Origin of the sequence: Catellatospora coxensis (genome assembly GCF_016862635.1) — a bacterium.
In the GTDB taxonomy this organism is placed as follows: domain Bacteria; phylum Actinomycetota; class Actinomycetes; order Mycobacteriales; family Micromonosporaceae; genus Catellatospora; species Catellatospora coxensis.
This window is the reverse complement of the sequence record NZ_BONI01000002.1, coordinates 157,614-177,846: the sequence shown is the minus strand read 5'-3', so window position 1 is coordinate 177,846 and position 20,233 is coordinate 157,614. Positions and strand designations below refer to the sequence as shown.

The window sequence follows — 20,233 nt, the reverse complement described above, 5'->3', positions numbered from 1 at the left end:
GATCACCGGCGGTCGCCCGGATCCGGCTGCGGGACCGCGAGCTTGTGGGCGACGTCGTCGGCGACCGGATGGCCGGCGTTGGCATACAGCTTGTACGCGTGCTCCCAGCGCTCACGGGCCGTGGCGTGATCGCCGAGCGCCTGGAACGCGTCGCCGGCGTGGTTGGCCAGCTGCGCGTCCAGGACCGGGTCACCCAGCTCCCGGACCAGGTCACGGGCGATGTCGTACTGCTCGATCGCGGCGGCGTACGCGCCGAGGGCGTGGTGGGCCTGGCCGATGTTGTCCAGGGAGACCACCTCGTTCACGGTGTCGCCGGCCAGGTGCTGGTCGGCGGCGGCCCGCTGGAAGTACCCGATCGCCGCCGCCGGGTCGCCGCCGTAGACCAGGTACAGGCCGACGCCGTTGGCGGCCCGGCCCGCCCAGCTCGGGTCGGACAGCCCGGACCACAGCTCCAGGGACCGCTCGATGTGGGCCAGCGCCTTGGCCAGGTCGCCCTGCAGGAAGCACACGTAGGACAGGACGAACTCGGTCTCGGCCTCCCCGCGGTGGTCACCGGTGTCCCGGCACAGCTGCATCGACTCGTGCATGTGGGTGTACGCGTCGGCGAACCGCTGCAGCCGCCCGGCGACCGCGCCGAGGAACCGGTGGGCGTGCGCGGCCGCCGCGTGGTCCATCGAAGCGGTCGCCGCCCGCAGCGCCACCGCCCACGCCGCCCCCTCGTCGTGCCAGCGGTGCTGCTCGTACAGGAACGTGTCCAGCGCCCAGCCGAGCTGCCACGCGTACTGGTCCTGGCCGTCGTCGCGGGCCTGGCGCAGCGTCGCCATCAGCACCGAACGCTCGGCCTCCAGCCAGGCCAGCGCCGTGCGGTAGTCGGGGCGGTGGCTGCCCTCGGACGGCGGCACGGGCAGCGGGATCGCCGGGCGGATCGGGTTCAGGACCCGGTCGGCCTCGTGAGCCTTGCGCGTGTAGTGGTCGAGCAGCCTGGTCAGCGCGTCGCGGCGCTCGTCGCCGTCGTCGACGGCGCGGGCCTGCTCGTGGGCGTAGTCGCGCAGCAGGTCGTGCAGCTGGTAGCGGCCCGGCCGGTGCTCGACCAGCAGACCGGCGTCGACCAGCTCGTCGAGCTCGGCGCGGGCGTCGTGCACTCCGGCGAGGGCGGCGACCGCGTCGGCGGCGATGTCGGGTCCGGCGGTGAGGCCGAGCCGGCGGAACAGCCGCGCGGCGGCCGGGCTGACCGCCGCGTACGACCAGGAGAACACCGCGTGCAGGGTGTCGTGGCTGCGCGAGCCGGCCCGGTGCAGGTCGGCGGCGGCGGTCGCCAGTGGCGACCCGGTCTGGGCGACCCGGGCGGCGATCAGCGCGAGCGCCAGCGGCAGCCGCCCGCAGGCGGCGACGGCGTCGGCGGCCGCGGTGTCGTCGGCCGGGCCGGGCAGCCGGGACCGGACCAGCTCGACGGCTTCGGCCTGGCTGGGCAGCTCGACGGGCACCGGTGCGGCGGCGTACTCGGCGAGGAGCGAGGTCAGCGGGTTGCGGCTGGTCACGATCGTGCGTACGCCGGGGCCGGCGGCCAGCAGCGGGCGCACCTGGTCGGCGTCGCGGGCGTTGTCGAGCACGACGAGCAGGCGGCGCTCGGCGGCCAGGCCGCGGAACCGGGCCGCCTGCGCGGCGTGGTCGGCGGGGATGTCCCGGGCGGGCACCCCGAGCGCGTCGAGGAAGACGCGGATCGCGTCGGCCGGGTCGAGGATGTCGCCGTCGCGGGCGTATCCGCGCAGGTCGGCGTACAGGCGGCCGTCGGGGAAGGCGGTGGCCTGGCCGGTCGCCCAGTGCACGACGAGCGTGGTCTTGCCGATGCCGGGCGGCCCGGACACCACCGTGACCGGCTGGGCGGCGGTGTCCAGCGCGCTCAGCAGTGCCGTGCGGCCGACGAAGCTGCCGGCCATGGCGGGCAGCAGGTTCGGGCCCGCGGGCCGGGAGCCGCCGCGCCGGCGCAGTCCTTCGTGGACGCCGACGAGCACGTCGTGGCGGCGGCGCCACTCGGCGAGTTCGGCCTCGCTCGCGCCGCAGGCGAGCACGAACGGGCGTACCAGGGTCTCGAAGTCCGGCGGTCGTTTGATCTGCCCGTCGAGGATCGCGTAGAGCTGGGTCCGGCTGATGCGCACCTGCCGGGCGATGCTCGGCAGGTCACGTCCGGATGCCTGCCACAGGGTTCGGAGATTGGCGCAGAACTGCGTGACCGGGCTGGTGCGTTCGTCCACATAGGTCACCCTATCCGGTGTGGTCACGCGTCCGAATTCCGCAGGCGGTCGACGATCAGGTGAACGGGCCGGGCCGCCCGGTGGCGACCACCGGGGTCAGAAGACCGCGCCGGGGTTGAGGATTCCCGCCGGGTCGAGGCAGTCCTTGATGCGCCGGTTGAGTTCCAGCGCGTCCGGGCCGAGGTAGTCGGGCAGCCACGCCTTCTTGAGCCGGCCGACGCCGTGCTCGCCGGTGATCGTGCCGCCCAGGCCGATGGCGAGCTCCATCACCTCCCCGTAGGCGAGCTGGGCGCGCGCCGACTGGTCGGCGTCCATCGGGTCGAAGGCGATCAGCGGGTGCGTGTTGCCGTCCCCGGCGTGGGCGATGACGGCGATTCGCACGTCGCGGGCCCGGGAGATCTCCTCGATGCCGCGTACCAGCGTGCCGAGTTCGGGCACCGGCACGCCGACGTCCTCCAGCAGCAGCGCACCCTTCTTCTCCATCGCCGGGATCGCCATGCGCCGCGCCACGGTGAACGCCTCACCCGTGTCCGGGTCGTCGGTGGTGAACACCTCGACGGCGTGCCCGGTGCGGCAGAGCTCGCCGATGCGCGCGATCTCCTCCGCCGCGTGCGTCCCGGGCTCGTCGGACTGGATGACGAGCATGGCCTCGGCGCTGCGGTCCAGGCCCATCCTGGTCAGGTCCTCGACGGCGTTGATCGACGTGCGGTCCATGAACTCCAGCATCGACGGGCGCAGCCCGCGGGTGACCGCCAGGACGGCGCCGGTGGCGTCGTCGAGTGACGCGAACGTCGCGACCAGGGTGGCCCGCGGCCGCTGGGCCGGCAGCAGCCGCAGCACGATCCGGGTGATGACGCCCAGCGTGCCCTCGCTGCCGACGAACAGCTTGGTCAGCGACAGCCCGGCGACGTCCTTGATCCGGGGGCCGCCCAGCTCGACCGCGGTGCCGTCGGCGAGCACGACGGTCAGCCCGAGCACGTAGTCGCCGGTGACGCCGTACTTCACGCAGCACAGGCCGCCGGCGTTGGTGGCGACGTTGCCGCCGATCGAGCAGAACTCGTACGACGACGGGTCGGGCGGATACCACAGGCCGTGCTCGGCGGCCGCCGCCTTGACCTCGGCGTTGAACAGGCCCGGCTCGACGACCGCGGTACGCGACGACGGATCCACCGTGATCTCGCGCATGCGTTCGGTCGAGACGACCAGGCACCCGGCCACGGCCGACGCGCCGCCGGACAGGCCGGACCCGGCCCCGCGGGCCACCACGGCGACGCGGTGTGCGGTGGCGAACCGCATCACGGCCTGCACATCGGCGGTGCAGGTGGCCCGGACGACCGCGAGCGGCACACCGGCGTGAGGATCGTTGGCGCGGTCCCACCGGTAGGCGTCCATGCGGTCCGGGTCGGCGATGACGCAGCCGGCGGGCAGCGCGTCCACCAGGGGCGTCAAGTCGACGGAACCGGTCATGCCGAGGCCGGTCTGCGCATGGGGCACCTCCTGGCGGCCACGGCCGTCGCGGGCGCGCCTCGCCGCCGGGGACCATGACCTTCGATCTCCGATCCTATCCGGCGACGGGCGCCGGTTCACGGGCTCGACGCCCCCGGCCGCGCGGTCGAGCCGCGCCCGTGTCCGGTCCAGTCCGGTGTTCGGTTCCCGCGCGGGCGCGCGATCAGGTGCACGGCCGGGGCCGTCTGGAGTCGGTCGGCGGCCGCCGCCGCCCGTGCCCGCGCCGGTGAGGCTGTGGGCAGGCGATTCCATCTTCCGAGGAATCGGGTGAGGAGCAAGACGATGTTCAAGTCCGGAACCCGGCGCGGCCTCGCGGCTGTCGTCATCGTCCTCGCTGCGGCCGTGGTGCAGCTGGTCGGGCCGTCGGCCGCGCACGCGGCCAACCCCCAGTGCGACGGCCGGGGCACGCTGATCCGCGACTACGGCGGCAGCGGCACGTACTCGGCGTCGATTCCCGCGTACCGGTCGAGCAACTTCAACTGCTGGCTGCTGCGCGGCTCGCACAACGCCGGGGTCGGCGAGCTGCAGCGCGCGCTGAACTTCAACTTCGGCGGCTGGGAGGGGTACGAGTGGCTCGACGACGACAACGACTTCGGGGGCAAGACCCAGGCGGCGCTGAAGTTCGCGCAGAACTACTGGCGCAACAACATCGACCCGAACGTCAAGGTCGACGGCGGGTACGGCACGCAGACCCGCACCTACCTGTGCTGGCCGATGATGAACGGCAGCGGCTGCATCTACTACTGACGCGGCACCGGTGACCAGGTGCGCCGAAGGGCCGGCTCCACGGGGGCCGGCCCTTCGGCGTGCGCGGGTGACGCCGCGCACGCACTCGTTCGCCACTGCCTGCGCACTGCGCGTCCGTAGCGTCGTCGGGGCACGAGGACGGCGGCTGCCGGTTCGGCTGGTATCGCGCCGCGCCGCCGACGACGAGCGAAGGAACATGCCATGACGATCAACGCCGGTGCCCCTGTCGTGGTGGGCGTGGACGGCTCCGCCGAGGGGCTGGCCGCGGTACGTGCGGCGGCCCGGGAGGCGGCTGGCCGGGGGCGGGCGCTGCGGGTCGTGCACGCGTTCATCTGGCCGCTCATGCACGTGCCCGTCGGCCCGGCGCCCGGCGGACCCGCCGACGGGGGTCTGCGCCACCAGGCGGAGCGCTACGTCGCCGACGCCGTCGCCGAGGCGGGCCGGATCGCCCCCGAAGTGCCGGTCACGGGTGTGGTCGTCGACGGCGCGCCGACGCCGGTGCTGGTGCACGAGTCCCGCGGGGCCGTGCTGCTGGTGCTCGGCAACCGCGGCCTGGGCGGCTTCGCCGAGCTGCTGATCGGCTCGGTCACCGTGCAGGTCACGGCCCGGGCGCTGTGCCCGGTGCTGGTGGTGCGGGACGAGCCGCGCGCGGGCGGCCCGGTCGTGGTCGGTGTGGACGGTTCGGAGCTGTCCGTCGAGGCGGTCGGGTTCGCGTTCGAGGAGGCCGCCAACCGCGGCACGACGCTGGTGGCGGTGCACGCGTGGCTGTACGCCACCCCGGCGCCGCACGCCGGGTTCGTGGCCCGGGTGCACGACGTGGACGGGCTCGGTGAGGAACTGGACCGGGTGCTGCCCGAGGCGGTCGCCGGCTACCGCGAGCGCTTCCCGCAGGTGGCCGTGCAGCATCTGCTGGTCCGGGGCGCCCCGGCGCACGTGCTGGCCGAGCAGTCGAAGACCGCCCAGCTGGTGGTCGTCGGCGCGCACGGGCGCGGGGTGCTCGGCGGGCTGCTGCTGGGTTCGGTCAGCCACGCGGTGCTGCACCACGCCCACGCCCCGCTGGCCATCGTCCGGCACCGGTCGCGAACGCACTGACCTTCCTCCCCAAGCCCCAGCCTGGCGGCCCGCCGGCCGCAACACGGTGAACGCCCTCCCCACCGGCGCGCGGGCGGCCACCAGGCTGGCTCATCTGAAAGGACCGCTGTGGTCGGCCCGGTCGTCGACGGCCTGGTGCGGGGTGCGGTCGGCAGCACCGTGGCCGTGGCCGCTTCAGTGCCCACTTGGGCGATTCGGCAGGGCCCTGAGCAGTGCGGACCGTCCGGACACCGGATCTGTGACAGCCCGCCGAAGATCTCACCGCAACCGGCCCCGGGCTGGGCAGCCGCCGCCTTCCCGGCCCACGATTGACCGCGACCGCGACCTGCCCGGCACACCGGAGCGATCCCCGCTCGGGGGTGGGTGACGCGGCGACGGGGGGCGTGATGACCGGCTGCGCGTTCAGCCGGCGGCTGCGGGAGATCCGGCAGTCGGCGGGGATGACCATCGAGGAGCTGTCCGCGGCGTCCGGCGTGAGCGGCCGGGCGATCAGCGACATGGAACGCGGGCACAGCCGCGCCCCGCAGGAACGGACCCTCGCCGCGCTGGCCGGCGCGCTACGGCTCGAAGACCGGGACCGTGCCGGGCTGGAAGCCCTGGTCCGGGAGGAGCGGGCACAGGGCCGGGCCGGCCGGCCGCGCACCGGCGAGCTGCCGCGCGGGATCGGCGACTTCGTCGGCCGGGCGCGGGAACTGCGGGAGCTGCACGGCCACGCCGTGGCGGGCGGCGGCCGGACACCGGTGGCGCTCGTGCACGGCCAGCCGGGGCTGGGCAAGACGGCGCTGGCGGTCCGCGCGGCCGAGCAGCTGGGCGACCTGTTCCCCGACGGGCAGATCTACCTGGACCTGCGCGGGACCGGCCCCGAGCCGATGGGGGCCGGTGAGGCGCTGCGGCGGCTGCTGCGCGCGCTGGGTGTCGCATCGCGCGGCATCGCCGAGGACGAGCAGGAGCGGGCCGGGCAGCTGCGGGCGATCACCCGCGAGCGGCGCTGCCTGCTGGTGCTCGACAACGCCGCCGACGAGCGCCAGGTGCGGCCGCTGCTGCCCGGCGCGGGCGCCGGGATGGTGGTCGTGACGAGCCGCCGCCTGCTGGGCGGGCTGGACGGGGTGCTGCGGATCGCGCTGGAACCGCTGACCCCGGTCGAGTCCGCGCAGCTGCTGCGGGCGGTCGCGGGCCGGGCCGCGGACCAGGCGTCGGGGTACGAGGTCGGCGCGGTCGCCCGGCTGTGCGGGCACCTGCCCCTGGCGCTGCGGATCGCCGGGACCCGGCTGGCCGGCCGTCCCGCGTGGACGATGGGGCATCTGGCCGGACGACTGGCCGACGCCGACCGGCGGCTGGCGAACCTGCAGGTCGGGGACCTGGGTGTGGCGGCCGCGTTCGCGTTGTCGTACGCCCAGCTGTCCGAACCGGCGAAGGTGATGTTCCGGCGACTGGCCCACGTGCCGGGGCCGGACTTCGCCGCCGCGCACGCCTCGGTCCTGGCCGAGGTCGACGCCGCCGAAGCCGAGGACAGGCTCGACGAGCTCACCGAGCTGGGGCTGCTGCAGCACGAGGGCTGCGAGCGCTACCGGTTCCACGACCTGATCCGGCTCTACGCCACCGACCGGCTGCGCGGCGAGGAGCCCGCGCCGGCCAGGGCGCGGACCGGGCGGCGGATGGTCGACTGGCTGCTGGACACGGCGGTCGCGGCGGGGCGGCGCTTCGCGCCCGACGCGGGCCCGCCCGCCGACCGGCCCGGCCTGCCCGCGTCGGCTTCACCGGAGCAGGCGCGGGCCTGGCTGCGCACCGAGGCGGACAGCTGGCTGTCCGCGCTGCGCTCGGCTGCCGCCGACGGCCGGCACCAGCGGGTCGCCGACGTCGGCGAGGCGCTGCACTGGCACGCGGAACGATGCGTCCACGCGGGACGGTGGCCGGAGGTCTTCCGGCTGTCACGGGCGGCCGCGGCCCGGCTGCCCGACCGCCGGCAGGAGATCACCCATCTCGCCTACCACGCCTGGGCCGTGTCGGTCTGCCAGCGCCGCCACGCGTACGGCGTGGACCTGGCGATGGAGGCCTACCGGCTGGCCGAGGACCTCGGCGACCTGCGGGAGCAGGCCGGGGCGATGCACCACGTGGCCCACGCGTGGCGGCTCGGCGCCGACGCCTGCCGGGCCGTGGCGGCGTACCGGCTGGCCCTGGACCTGGCCGGCACCGCCGGCGACCACGACGGGTACGTCCAGGTCCGGTTGGGACTGGCGCAGGCGTACGTGGAGTTCGGCCGGCCGGACGAGGCGATCGAGGCGTTCCGGGCGGTGCTGCGCGAACTCGACGCGCGTCCGGTCGACCCGGCGGCGGCCCGAACGGCCCGGATGACCGCCCAGGCGGCGCTGGCCCGGTGCCTGGGCGACGTGCGGCGCTGGCCGCAGTCGCTGGCCGAGGCGACGCGGGCGCTGCCCCTGGCCGGCGCGCACGGGCCCCATTTCACGGGCCGCGTCCACCTGACGCTGGGCCGGTCGCACTGGGCGCTGGGGGACACCGACCAGGCGCGCGCGCACCTGACCCGCGCGATCACGCTCCTCGGCGGCGGCCCCGGTCACGGCGCCGCCGAGCACGCCCGCGTCCCGTCCTGCACGAGAGCGCTGTGCGAGGTGGAGGTCCCGGTCTGGGCCTGGCACCGGGGCATCGCACGGCACGCGCACGTCGGCGTCCACTGCGCCGAGCACCGCACCGCGTCGATCGGTGTGGCGCGGGCCGCATTGGCGGCCCTCGACGGCAACGCATACGTCCCCGCAGGTCAGAAGGTCCGCGCCTGAGTGATCCGGGCGGGCGGGCAGTGAACCGCACGCGCACTGCGGTGCCACTGGTTCGGCACCGGGCCCGCCTAACGTCGGTGGGGACAGGGCGGACACGAATCGCGTCGCCCCAGGTGGCGCAGCGGCCCGCGAAGGGGCTCGGCGCAGAGCCGACGGCAGCCGCCACCGGACAACCCGGACCGCACCCGCGACGGCGGTGGGTCCGACCTCAGGAAGGAAAGACACGTGTCACCGAGAAAGAAGTTCCTGGCCATGGGCGTGGCCGCAGCGGCCGTGCTGGGCGTGGCGAGCGTCACCGCGATCGCCCCCAGCGCCGCGCAGGCCACGCACAGCCGCGGTCCGAAGCCGACGGTCGTGCTGGTGCACGGCGCGTTCGCCGACTCCGGCGGCTGGAACGGCGTGACCCGCGAACTGCTCCGCGACGGCTACCCGGTCGTGGCCGCCCCGAACCCGCTGCGGGGCGTCGCCTCCGACGCCGCACAGCTCAAGGCCAAGCTGGCGCAGATCGACGGCCCGATCGTCCTGGTCGGCCACTCGTACGGCGGCATGGTCATCTCGACCGCGGCCACCGGCAACCCCAACGTCAAGGCGCTGGTCTACATCGCGGCGTTCACCCCGGACCAGGGCGAGAGCGCGTTCACGCTGGCGTCGAAGTTCGAGGGCAGCACCCTGCCCGAGACGCTGCGCCCGGTCCCGCTGCCCGACGGCAACGTCGACCTGTACGTGGACCAGCAGCTGTTCCGGCAGCAGTTCGCCGCCGACGTCCCGGCCGGCGAGGCCGCGCTCATGGCCGCGACGCAGCGCCCGGCCACGGCGGCGGCGCTCAACGAGGCGGCGGCGGGCGAGCCGGCCTGGCGCACCATCCCCAGCTACCACCTCATCGCCGAAGCCGACCGGACCATCCCGGCGAAGCTGCAGCACTTCGGCGCCGACCGCGCCCACGGCGTCAAGCAGCGCGAGAAGGGCGCCTCGCACGCGGTGTTCGTGTCCCGGGCCGACGACACCGCCGACCTCATCGAGCGGGCGGCCCGCGAGACCGACTGACCTCACCAGAGCCGACCGCACTGAGGGGGGGGCGGAAGGCAGCGGGTGGCGGGGGCCGGGGGGCTCACCCGCCGCCCGCGCCGGGTGGCGAGAGTCGGGGGACTCACCCGCCACCCGCGTCGCGGCCGCAGTCCGGACCGTTCGTGGCACTGCAATGCCACCGGATCCGCACTGCGGCCGCCTGCGCGCGCCGCCACCGCAGGCGCAGCAGCCCCCACCGGCGGTTCCTGCGTAACTTCTGCCTGGTCAGCGGCCGGATCCGCGGGTTGCATGGAGGGCCGAGCCGGCCCGCACGGGGCCCGGCCCGACAGCGAAGGCACCCCATGACCGAGTCGACATCGGCAGTGCGGTTCACCATCCTGGGCCCGGTCGCCGCCCGCCGCGGCGGCGCCGAGCTCGAACTCGGCGGCCGCCAGCAACGGCTCGTGCTGGCCCTGCTGCTCGCCCACGCCGGATCGGTCGTCAGCATCACCGAACTCGTCGACACGATCTGGCGCCAGGACCCGCCGGGCAGCGCGGTCAACGTCGTCCACCGCTACATCGGCACGCTGCGCCGGCTCATCGAACCCGACCTGCCGGTACGCGCCGTCGGCAGCCACCTCATCCGCCACGCGGCCGGATACCGGCTGAAGGTCGACGAGCACTCCCTCGACCTGCTGCGGCTGCGCCACCTCGTCGCCCAGGCCCGGCAGGCGAGCGAACCCGCCGCGGCGGTACGGCTGTTCGCCGAGGCGCTGACCCTGTGGCGCGGCCCCTGCGCAGCGGGCCTGGACACCGACGCGCGCACCCACCCGGTGTTCGCCGCGATCGAAGCCGAATGCGCGCACGCCGCACGCGACGCCGCCGACACCGCCCTGCGCTGCGGGCAGGCACGCCTGGTCATCCCCGCCCTGCGCCAGGCGGCCGCGGCGCACCCGCTCGACGAGGCGCTGCAGGCCCGCCTCATGCTCGCGCTCGCCGCCGACGGCAGGCAGGCCGAGGCGATGGAGACCTTCCAGGACGTGCGCCGGTGGCTGTGCGACGAACTCGGCATCGACCCCAGCCCCGAGCTGCTGGACGCCTACGACCGGCTGCTGCACCAGCGCATCGCCGTCGGTCCGGAGCGCGGCACGCCGCCGCCCGACCCTGGCAGCCCGGTCGCCCGGTCCGGCGACGGCGCTGATCCCGCGTCGTCGCCACCGAACCCGGCACAGCCGCGGCAGGTGCTGCCGACCCCGGCGCAGCTGCCACCTGACCATCCGTTCTTCGTCGGCCGCGCCGACGTCCTCGCCCGCGCGCAGCAGCTGCTCGACCAGGACCGCCGGCAGGGACGCGCCATGGCGCTGGCCGTCCACGGGATCGCGGGCATCGGCAAGACCACCCTGGCGATCCATCTCGGACACCGCCTCGCCGCCGCGTACCCCGACGGGCAGCTGTACGCCGACCTGCGCGGGTCGGCCGCCGACGCGCGTGCGATGAGCCCCGCCGAGGCGCTGCGCGGCTTCCTCAGCTCGCTCGGCGTCGCCCCGCAGCACACGCCGACCGAGCTGCACGCGCTGGCCGGGCTGTACCGCAGCATCCTCGCCGGACGGCGCATCCTGATCGTGGCCGACAACGGCCGCGACTTCGAGCACGTACGGCACCTGCTGCCCGGCACACCCGGTTGCCTGGCCGTGGTGACCAGCCGCCACCCGCTCACCGGGCTGCTCGCCGCCGGGCGCGCCCATCCGCTGCCGCTGGACCTGCCGCCACCCGACGAGGCCCGGGAGTACCTGGTGCGGCGGCTCGGCTGCGAGCGCACCGCCGCGGAGCCCGCCGCGGTGGACGAGCTCATCGCCGGTAGCGGGCGGCTGCCGCTGACCCTCGCCGTGCTGGCGGCCAGAGCCGCGAGCCGCCCGGACGCACCGCTGGCCGAGCTCGCCGCGCCGGCAGCGGCGACGCTGCGGATGTGATCCAGGTCACTTCTTTGAACTTTCGTTCGCCGGTCACGTCTGGATCACCGCCCGGATACCTCTCGCGATGGTCGAGGAGAACGATGCCGTCAGTTCGCAAGTTATCGGCGCTGGCACTGCTGGTGCTGGGCGTCTCGGCGGTGGCCCCGGGCGGGTCACCAGCCGCGGCCCAGCCCCAGGCGCCACAGCCGGCGACCACACCCCAGGTCGCGTCCAAGCCCCGAACGGTCACTCTGCTCACCGGCGACACCGTTCACGTCAGCACCGTCGACGGCCAGACCGCCGTCAGCGTCGTGCCGGGCAAGGGCCGGGAGACGATCCCGTTCCTGACCCACAGCGCCGGAAAGGACGTGCGGGTCATCCCCGCCGACGCCGTCGGCCTGCTCAACCGGGGCAAGCTCGACGAGCGGCTGTTCGACGTCTCGGCGCTGATCGGCTTCGGCTACGACGACACCCGCGCCACCCTGCCGCTGCTCATCGAGCACAGCGGCGCCGCGGCCGGGCTGACCGGCGCCCGGACCACCCGTGAGCTCGACGGGATCACCGCCGTCGCGCAGAACCGCGCCGACGCGGTGTCGTTCTGGAACGGCCTCACCTCGGCCGCCGGATCCGAGCGGCGGCTGCGGGCCGGGTACGACAAGATCTGGCTCGACGGGCTGCGCAAGCCCACCCTCGACGTCAGCGTCCCGCTGACCGGCGCCCCGACGGCCTGGCAGGCCGGGCTGACCGGCGTGGGCGTCAAGGTCGGCGTGATCGACACCGGCGTCGACCAGACCCACCCCGACCTGGCCGGTCGCGTCGCCGCGGCGGAGAACTTCACCGCCGAGCCCGACGCCCTCGACCTGGTCGGCCACGGCACCCACGTCGCCTCCACCATCGCCGGCACCGCCGCCGCCTCCGACGGCCGGTTCAAGGGCATGGCGCCGGGCGCGAGCATCTACAGCGCCAAGGTCTGCACCCTGGACGGCTGCCCCGAGTCGGCGATCCTGGCCGGCATGACCTGGGCCGCGCAGCAGGGCGTCAAGGTCGCCAACATGAGTCTCGGCGGCCCCGACAGCGCGGGGACCGACCCGATCGAGGCGGCCCTGGCCGACCTGACGAGGCAGTACGGCATCCTGTTCGTCGTCGCGGCCGGCAACAGCGGCCTCGCCGGCGAGTCCACGATCAACTCGCCCGGCAGCGTCGACGAGGCGCTGACCGTCGGCGCGGTCGCCAAGACCGGGGAGCTGGCCGAGTTCTCCAGCCGCGGCCCGCGCGCCGGCGACGCCGGCATCAAGCCGGACGTGACCGCGCCCGGCGTCGGCATCCTCGCCGCCCGCAGCTCGACCTCCGACCTGTACCCGAACGACGAGAACCCGCAGTACGCCAGCCTGTCCGGCACGTCGATGGCGACCCCGCACGTGGCGGGCGCGGCGGCGCTGCTGGTCCAGCAGCACCCGGACTGGACCCCGGAGCGGATCAAGTCGACGCTGATGGCCTCGGCGCAGCCGAACGACACGATCGGCGTGTACGAGCAGGGCGCGGGCTTCCTCGACGTCGCCCGCGCGCTCGGGCAGGCCGTCACGGCGAACCCGGTCAGCGTCGCCTTCGAACGCGCCACGGCCGCCCAGACCCGCACCGTCACGTACACCAACAGCGGCGCCTCGGCGCTGACCCTGGCCCTGTCCCTGACCGCCGAGGACGCCACCGGCGCCGCGGCGCCGGCGGGCCTGTTCAGCCTCAGCGCCTCCTCGGTGACCGTGCCCGCCGGTGGCACCGCCACCGTGGACGTCACCGTCGCGGCCGGCGCGGGCCTGGCCGACCACTACTTCGGTGGTGAGGTCACCGCCACCGGCGGCGGCGCGCAGGTGCAGACCCCGGTCGCGCTCGACATCGCCCGTAACCGGCTGTCCCTCAAGCTGATCGGCCCGGACGGCGGCGCGCCCAAGGCCGGCCAGAGCTGGGTGACCGTCCTGATGGACCTCGACCGGCAGACGCTGCTGGTGCTCGGCGACGCGTCGGCCACCACGCACCGGGTCCGCGCCGGCCGCTACCTCGTCCAGACCTACCTGGTCACCGGCGACGAGGGCGATCCGGACATCACCACGCTGGTGCGCCCGATCCTCGACCTGACCAGGGACCAGTCGCTCACCGTCGACACCCGGCAGGCCAAGCCGATCGCGGTGTCGGTGCCGAACCCGAAGGCGACCCTGGTGCACCCGGAGTCCGGGTGGACGATCCGCACCGAGCAGCCGCAGATCTGGGGCAGCAACGACCCGTTCGGCGTGCTCATGAACGTCGGCTTCCAGCACGTGCGGACCGCGCAGATCGGGTCCGGCAGGACGCCCGGGTTCGTGTCGTACGTGCACGGCATCTGGGGCCAGGTCGACCCCGACGGCGGCCTGCACAACAGCCCGTACGTCTACCGCGTCTACCTCTACGAGCCGCAGCGGATGATGGCCGGACTGAGCCGCAAGCTGCGCGCCGGCGACTTCGCCACGGTCCGGTCCCAGACCGGCGCGGACGTGGCCGGGGTGCCGGTCGGCCGCAACGCGGTCGCGCACGCGCCGGGCAACTCCCCGGTGTACCGCGACGACCGCAACGTCCAGCCGACGTTCACCTACGACGTGCCGAGCACCGTCACCGAGTACTACAACCAGGACAAGCAGGCGCAGTGGCAGTCGACCTCGGCGCAGTTCCGCCACACCTACTACCAGTCGGACTGGACCAGCTTCAAGGCCGGCCGCACGTACACGGTGAAGTGGGCCAACGGGGTCGTCGGGCCGGTGTTCCCGAAGCCGAACTTCGCCCAGCAGTACTCCACCCGCTACTGGGGCGACACCATCGGCGGGCCGGGGCCGCTGCACGGCGACGGAGCCGGGCACATGGGCTTCCGGCACGTGCGCGGCGGCAGCGTGCAGGTGAACCTGTACCGCGACGGTGTCGAGGTCGGCGCCGCGAGCGAGGTCCCGTACGCGTGGCAGGTGCCCGCCGAGCCCGGTGACTACCGCCTGGCCGCGACGTTCCACAGCGACCCGGCGTTCACCCTGTCGACGCTGGTCGAGGCGGAGTGGACGTTCAAGTCCGGGCACGTGGCCGACGGCGAGCTGGTGAAGCTGCCGCTGACCGCGATCCGGTACACCCCGAACCTGGACCTGGACAACCGGGCCCCGGCCGGGCGGCTGTTCGCGATCCCGATCTCGCTGGACCGCCAGGTCGGGGCGGCGCCGGGCCGGACGAAGGCCCTGACCGTCGAGGCGTCGTTCGACGACGGCAAGTCCTGGCAGAAGCTGCCGGTGCTGCGCTTCGGCGAGCAGGCCGTGGCCTGGGTGTGCAACCCGACCGGCACCGGTTTCGTGTCACTGCGCTCCGCGGCGACCGACAGCAGCGGCAACACGGTCAAGCAGACCGTGATCCGCGCCTACCGGTACTGAGAAAACCCCCGGACGCGGCGCCGTGCCAGCGCCGCGTCCGGGTCACCGGGCCAGCCGGTCCCGGACCTGCCGGGCCACCGGCGAGTCCGTGCCGTCCAGCTCGGCCAGCGCCTCCCGCCACGCCCGCCGGGCCAGGCCCGCCTCACCGTTGCCGGCATGCACGTCACCGACGGCGACCAGCACCTCCGCGGTGTGGTGCGCGGCCCCGGCGCCCCGGAACGTGTCGACCGCCTGCTCCCAGATCGCCATCGCGTGCGGCAGGTCGTCGATCATCGAGTACGTGTGCGCCATCCACGCCTGCGTCGTGCCCACCCCGTGCAGGTCGCCGAGCACCTCGAACTGCCGCTGCGCCTGCGCGAACATGCCCAGCGCCTGCGCGTGCCGGCCCAGCCAGCCCTGCGCCCGCGCGATCGCCAGCAGCGCGGTCGTCGCGCCCCGCACGTTGCCGGCGGCCCGGAACAGCTCCCGCGCCGCCTCGGCGTGCCGGACCGCGTCGGCGTAACGCCGCTGCTCCAACCGGATCTCGGCGATGTTGTTCTCGACATGGCCCTGCTCGGCGTGCAGACCCAGCCGGTCGAAGATCTCCCGGGCCTGCTCCAGGTGCGACAGCCCGCCGTCCAGATCGGCCAGGAAGTAGCACGCCCCGGCGAGGCTGCGGTGCAGCAGCGCCCGCGCGGCCGGATCGTCGCCGGCCGCGGCCAGGCCTGTGCCGACCACCGCCGTCCACTGCTTGAACTGGGCCGTGTCCTGGAAGAAGTTCTGCATCGCCAGCGCGATCCGCCACGCCGTACGCGGCCGGCCGCGCCGCGCGGCCCGCGCGACGACCTCGGTCAGCACCCGCTGCTCGGCGGCGAACCAGGCCGTCGCGTCGGCCCGGCCGGTGAACCCGCGCGCGGTCACCCCGTGCGCCGACGGCTCCGGTTCCGGCAGCGGCACCTGCGGCAGCAGCAGCAGATGCGCCGCGTACGCGCTGAGCTGGTAGTAGTCGTACAGCCGCGTGACAGCCGCAGCCCGCTCGGCCGCGCCGTCGTGCTCCTCGCCGAGCTCGGCGGCGTACGCGCGCAGCAGATCGTGCATCCGCCACCGGCCCTCGCCCGGCTCGACCAGCAGCTGCGCCCCCAGCTCGGCGAGCAGGCCCCGGGCCGCGCGCAGCGGCACCCCGCCCAGCGCCGCCGCCGCCTCCGTGCTCAGCCCACCGGCCGGGTGCAGTGGCAGCAGCCGGAACAGCCGTGCCGCGTCAGGCGTCAGGGCCCGGTACGACCAGGAGAAGATCGCCTCGAGGTCGGCGTGCGCGTCACCGAAGCCCGACAGCCGGCCGTCGGCCTCGGCCAGCTCACCCAGCACCGCCGGCAGGCTCAGCCCCGACCGGCCCACGCTGCGCGTCGCGACCAGCGCCAGCGCGAGCGGCAGCCGCCCGCACCGCACGATGATCTCGCCGACGGCGGCCGGGTCGGCGGCCACCGCGTCACCGAGCCGCCGGGTCAGCAGCTCGCGCGCCTCGTCGTCGCTGAGCACATCCAGGTGCAGCGCGAACGCGCCCGCCGCACCGGCCGCGCCCGCGATCCGGCGTCGGCTGGTCGCGATGACCAGGCTGCCGCCCGCACCCGGCAGCAGATGCCGGATCTGGTCCCAGTCCCGGCAGTTGTCGAGCAGGATCAGCATCCGGCGCTCGGCCAGGATGCTGCGGTACAGCCCCGCCTGGGCGTGCAGCTCGGCCGGGATCGCCGACGGGGCGACCCCCAGCGACCACAGGAACCCGCGCAGCGCCTCCGCCGGGGTCATCGCCGACTCGCCCGAGTCGAACCCGCGCAGGTCCGCGTGCAGCTGACCGTCCGGGTAGCGGTCGGCCAGCCGGTGCGACAGGTGCACGCTCAGCGTGGTCTTGCCGACGCCCGGCATCCCGTCGACGACCAGCGCCGTGGTCCGCTGCCCACCGGCCAGCAGCTCCTCCACCGCGGCGATCACGTCGCGGCGGCCGGTGAAGTACGGGTGGTCGGCCGGCAACTGCGCCGGCGGCTCGGCCGGGCCCGGCGCCGCGGCGTCGTGGTCGAGCAGGCCGTCGCGGGCCGCGCGCAGCTCCGCGCCCGGCTGGATGCCCAGCTCGTCGGCGAGCCGGTGCTCGATGCCCGCGTACGCCGCCAGCGCCTCGGCCCGCCGGCCGTCCGCGGCCAGCGCGAGCAGCAGCCGCGCCTGCAGCGCCTCGTCCAGCGGCTCGTACTCGGCGGCCAGCCGGATCGCCGGCAGCACCACGTGCACGCACCCGGCCCGCAACGCCGCGTCGGTCGCCGCCCGCACGGCGGTGAACCGCTCGCCGTCGACGGCGACGAACTCGGGATGGGTCCGGCCGTCGGTGTGCAGGCCCGAGGCGCACCGGTCGCGCCACAGCGCCAGCGCCTGCCGGTACAGCTCGACGGCAGCCTCGCCGGAGCTGTCGGCGGCCTCGGCGACCAGGCGCCGGAACCGCAGCAGGTCCAGTGACTGCTCGTCGATCCGCAGCCGGTACTGCGCGCCGTCGCGGACCAGCACCGAGCCTGCCGAGCGCGTCGGCAGGTCCGGTTCGAAGCGCCGCCGGAGCATGCCGACGTGCCGGTGCACCACGTTGACCGCGCTCGGCGGGGGATCGGACTCCCAGAGCAGGTCGACGAACTCGGCGACGCTGACCGCGCCACCGGCACGGGCCAGCAGCAGCGCGAGGATCAGCCGCTGCTGCCTGGTGCCGAGGTCCATCTCGGACCGGCCGTGCCAGGCCCGTACCGGGCCGAGGACGGCGAAGGTCAGCGGGCCGGTCATGTCGGGGCGATCCGGGTGGTCATCACGATCGCCGTAGCGTGGCAGGGCTCCCCCCGGGTGCGGTGCGGGCCTCGCGGCGCTGTGAACTTGGCCGTACGCCGGAACCGCGGCCCGGCCGGGTGCGTCTCAGGCGGCCTTGAGCCCGGTACGCAGGGCGCACAGCGCATGGTGGGTACGCGACTTCACCGTGCCGACCGGCATGCCCAACCGTCCCGCGACCTCCTTCGGCGACCGCCCGACCAGGTAGACCTCGCAGAGCAGGCTGCGCTGCGCCGGGCTCAGCCGGCCCAGCGCCTGGCGCACGGCGTGCGAGGCCAGCGCGGAGCCGGTGGTGTCGTCGACGCCGGGAATCCAGGTCATGTCGACGAGGTGGACCTCGGCGGGCCGGTTCAGCCGCCGGCGTACGCCGTCGATGACGAGCCGCCGCGCGACGGTCAGCAGCCACCGGCGAGCCGCGTCGGCTTCGGCCGGCACCGAGTCCAGATGCTGCCAGGCCCGCAGCATCGTCTCCTGCAGCAGGTCCTCGGCGGTCTGCCGCTGGCCGTGCGTCAGCAGGAGCAGCAGCCGCAGCACGGCCGCGGCGTGCTGCGCGTGCAGTGACGTCATGCGTTCGGTCGGGTCGGCGATCGCGGGTGCCAGCACGGCAATTCCCCCAAAGGCAGGTGGAACGGGTGAGTGCGGCCCGAGCCTAGGGAGCGTCGATGTGATCGGACTGACGCGAAAGTGCGGATTCAGTGCCGTCACCCTGCGCGACCAGCCATTGCTGCGGCGTGACCGGCGGCGGCGCGGCCGCTACCAGGCGGCCCGGTGGAACTGCAGGCCGCGCAGCCGTGCCGCCGCTCGCTCGGCAGGACTGTCGCCGTCCTCGCCCAACTCCGCGGCATAGGCCAGCAGCAGGCCGTGCGCGCGGAAGCGGCCCGGCAGATCCTCGCTGACCAGGTGCGCGCGGCTCAGCTCCCCGAGCAGCGCCCGCCCGACCCGCGGCGCGACACCGGCCAGGGCCGCCGCCCCGGCCACCGCGATGTCAGGGCCGGGATACAGCGGCAGCAGCCGGAACAGCCGGGCCGCCGGGCCGGACAGCGCCTCGTACGACCAGGAGAACGCGGCACGCAGCCCGGTCTGCGGATCGTCGCCGTCGAAACCGTCCAGGCCGGCGGGTGAACCGGCGTCGAGCGGTGTCGGCGGCCCACTCGTCACCCGGGCGGCCGCCATGGCCAGTGCGAGCGGCAGCCGCCCGCAGGCGGCCACGACGGCGTCGACCGCGGCCGGGTCCGCCGGGCCGCGCCCGCCGAGCAGGTCCAGCAGCATCGCCCGGGCCTCGCCGGCGCTGGGCAGGCCGACCGGCAGCGGATGCGCTCCGGCCGTGGTCTGCAAGGCGGCCAGCCGGCTGCGGCTGGTGACGATCACCAGGCAGCCCGGCCCGCCCGGCAGCAGGTGCCGGACCTGCTCGGCGTCTCGGCAGTTGTCCAGCACGATCAGCAGCCGCCGCCCGGCGAGCCGGCTGCGGTACAGGCCCGCCTGGGCGTGCAGCTCGGCGGGAACACCGTCGCGGGGCACCCCGAGCGAGCCGAGGAAGCCGCGCAGCGCCTCGTCCGCGCCCATCGCCGGCTCCCGGCCGTGGCCTCGAAGGTCCACGTACAGCTGACCGTCGGGGTAGCTCGCGGCCAACCCGTGCGCGAGGTGGACGGCCAGGGCGGACTTGCCGATCCCCGGCATGCCGTCGATCGCCAGCACCGCCGGACCGCCCGGCCGCGCGGCAGCCGCCCGGGCCTCGGCGATCAGCTCGTCGCGGCCGTGGAAGGCGGGCAGGTCCGGCGGCAGCTGCGCGGGCCGGGGCAGCGTCGACGACGGCCCGGCCGGCGCGGGCGTGGTGCGCTGGTGCAGCAGCCGGTCGTACGCCTCCCGCAGCTCCTCGCCCGGCTCGACGCCCAGGTCATCGGCGAGCCGGTGCCGCACCGTCCGGTACACCTCGACCGCTTCGGCCTGGCGGCCGTCGGCGGCCAGCGCCAGCAGCAGCCGGCTCTGCAGCGACTCGTCGAGCGGGTGCAGTTCGGCGGCCTGCCGCAGCGGTGCCAGCACCTCGCCCAGCCGGCCGCACCGCTCGGCGGCGTCGGCGGCCTCCCGCACGGTCTGGGCGCGTTCGGCCTCCACGGCCAGGAACACCGGGTGCCGCCGGGAGGCAGGTTCCAGGCCCGCGGCGCACCGGCCGCGCCACAGCGCCAGCCCGTCGAGGCCGTGCCGCAGCGCCGACTCCGGGTCGCCGTCCTGCAGGCTGCGGCGCGCCGAGCGGCTCAGCGACCGGAACTTCAGCAGGTCGAGGGACTGCTCGTCGGCGCGCAGCCGGTAACCCGACAGCTCCCGCAGCAGGTGCCCGCCCGCGGATCTCGTGGGCAGGCCGGGTTCGAGCAGCCGCCGCAGCTCCCCGATGTGGCGGTGCACGACGTTCACGGCGCTGGCCGGGGCCTGCTCGTCCCAGAGCAGGTCGACCAGCTCGGCCAGGGAGACCGGTGCACCCGCCCGGGCCAGCAGCAGCGCCAGCACCAGGCGCTGCTGGCGGCCGCCCAGCGTCAGCTCGGCACCGGCGCGATGGACCCTGACGGAGCCGAGCACCGAGAATCCGAACGTCGCTCCCGGTTCCCCTTGCACGCGGGCAACGGTAACGGGCT

The 20,233-nt window shown here is 75.1% G+C and carries 11 protein-coding genes; 6 read left to right on the top strand and 5 right to left on the bottom strand.

Features of this window, described 5'->3' with window-relative positions:
- Positions 1-2: 2 nt before the first annotated feature.
- Entirely contained in the window at positions 3-2,252 is a 2,250-nt protein-coding gene (locus Cco03nite_RS02140) for a tetratricopeptide repeat protein (RefSeq protein WP_203688194.1), read from the bottom strand.
- Between the two features lie 96 nt (positions 2,253-2,348).
- Positions 2,349-3,719, bottom strand: coding sequence for an FAD-binding oxidoreductase (locus tag Cco03nite_RS02135; RefSeq protein ID WP_203688193.1), 1,371 nt, complete (start codon positions 3,717-3,719; stop codon positions 2,349-2,351).
- A gap of 321 nt (positions 3,720-4,040) precedes the next feature.
- On the opposite strand from Cco03nite_RS02135, the gene Cco03nite_RS02130 reads away from it, so the two are divergent.
- From Cco03nite_RS02130 to Cco03nite_RS02105, 6 genes are all read left to right on the top strand, one after another.
- On the top strand, positions 4,041-4,505 hold the full coding sequence (locus tag Cco03nite_RS02130; protein WP_203688192.1) for a hypothetical protein: 465 nt from the start codon (positions 4,041-4,043) through the stop codon (positions 4,503-4,505).
- Between the two features lie 201 nt (positions 4,506-4,706).
- Complete coding sequence (locus Cco03nite_RS02125; RefSeq protein WP_203688191.1) at positions 4,707-5,597, top strand: universal stress protein; 891 nt, start codon at positions 4,707-4,709, stop codon at positions 5,595-5,597.
- A 386-nt stretch (positions 5,598-5,983) separates the two neighbouring features.
- Positions 5,984-8,389, top strand: coding sequence for an ATP-binding protein (locus Cco03nite_RS02120; RefSeq protein ID WP_203688190.1), 2,406 nt, complete (start codon positions 5,984-5,986; stop codon positions 8,387-8,389).
- 225 nt (positions 8,390-8,614) lie between these two features.
- A complete protein-coding gene (locus Cco03nite_RS02115) occupies positions 8,615-9,433 on the top strand; it encodes an alpha/beta fold hydrolase (protein WP_239167042.1) in 819 nt (272 codons plus the stop codon).
- Positions 9,434-9,756: 323 nt separating this feature from the next.
- Positions 9,757-11,364, top strand: coding sequence for an AfsR/SARP family transcriptional regulator (locus Cco03nite_RS02110; protein ID WP_203688189.1), 1,608 nt, complete (start codon positions 9,757-9,759; stop codon positions 11,362-11,364).
- 83 nt (positions 11,365-11,447) lie between these two features.
- Positions 11,448-14,777, top strand: coding sequence for a S8 family peptidase (locus Cco03nite_RS02105; protein ID WP_203688188.1), 3,330 nt, complete (start codon positions 11,448-11,450; stop codon positions 14,775-14,777).
- Between the two features lie 42 nt (positions 14,778-14,819).
- Here Cco03nite_RS02105 and Cco03nite_RS02100 read toward each other — a convergent pair whose 3' ends face one another.
- The 3 genes from Cco03nite_RS02100 to Cco03nite_RS02090 all read right to left on the bottom strand — a co-directional run bounded on the left by Cco03nite_RS02100 (position 14,820) and on the right by Cco03nite_RS02090 (position 20,213).
- Entirely contained in the window at positions 14,820-17,567 is a 2,748-nt protein-coding gene (locus Cco03nite_RS02100; protein ID WP_203688187.1) for an AfsR/SARP family transcriptional regulator, read from the bottom strand.
- Positions 17,568-17,693: 126 nt separating this feature from the next.
- Entirely contained in the window at positions 17,694-18,209 is a 516-nt protein-coding gene (locus Cco03nite_RS02095) for a sigma-70 family RNA polymerase sigma factor (protein WP_203688186.1), read from the bottom strand.
- Between the two features lie 150 nt (positions 18,210-18,359).
- Positions 18,360-20,213, bottom strand: coding sequence for an AfsR/SARP family transcriptional regulator (locus Cco03nite_RS02090; protein ID WP_203688185.1), 1,854 nt, complete (start codon positions 20,211-20,213; stop codon positions 18,360-18,362).
- Positions 20,214-20,233: the final 20 nt, after the last annotated feature.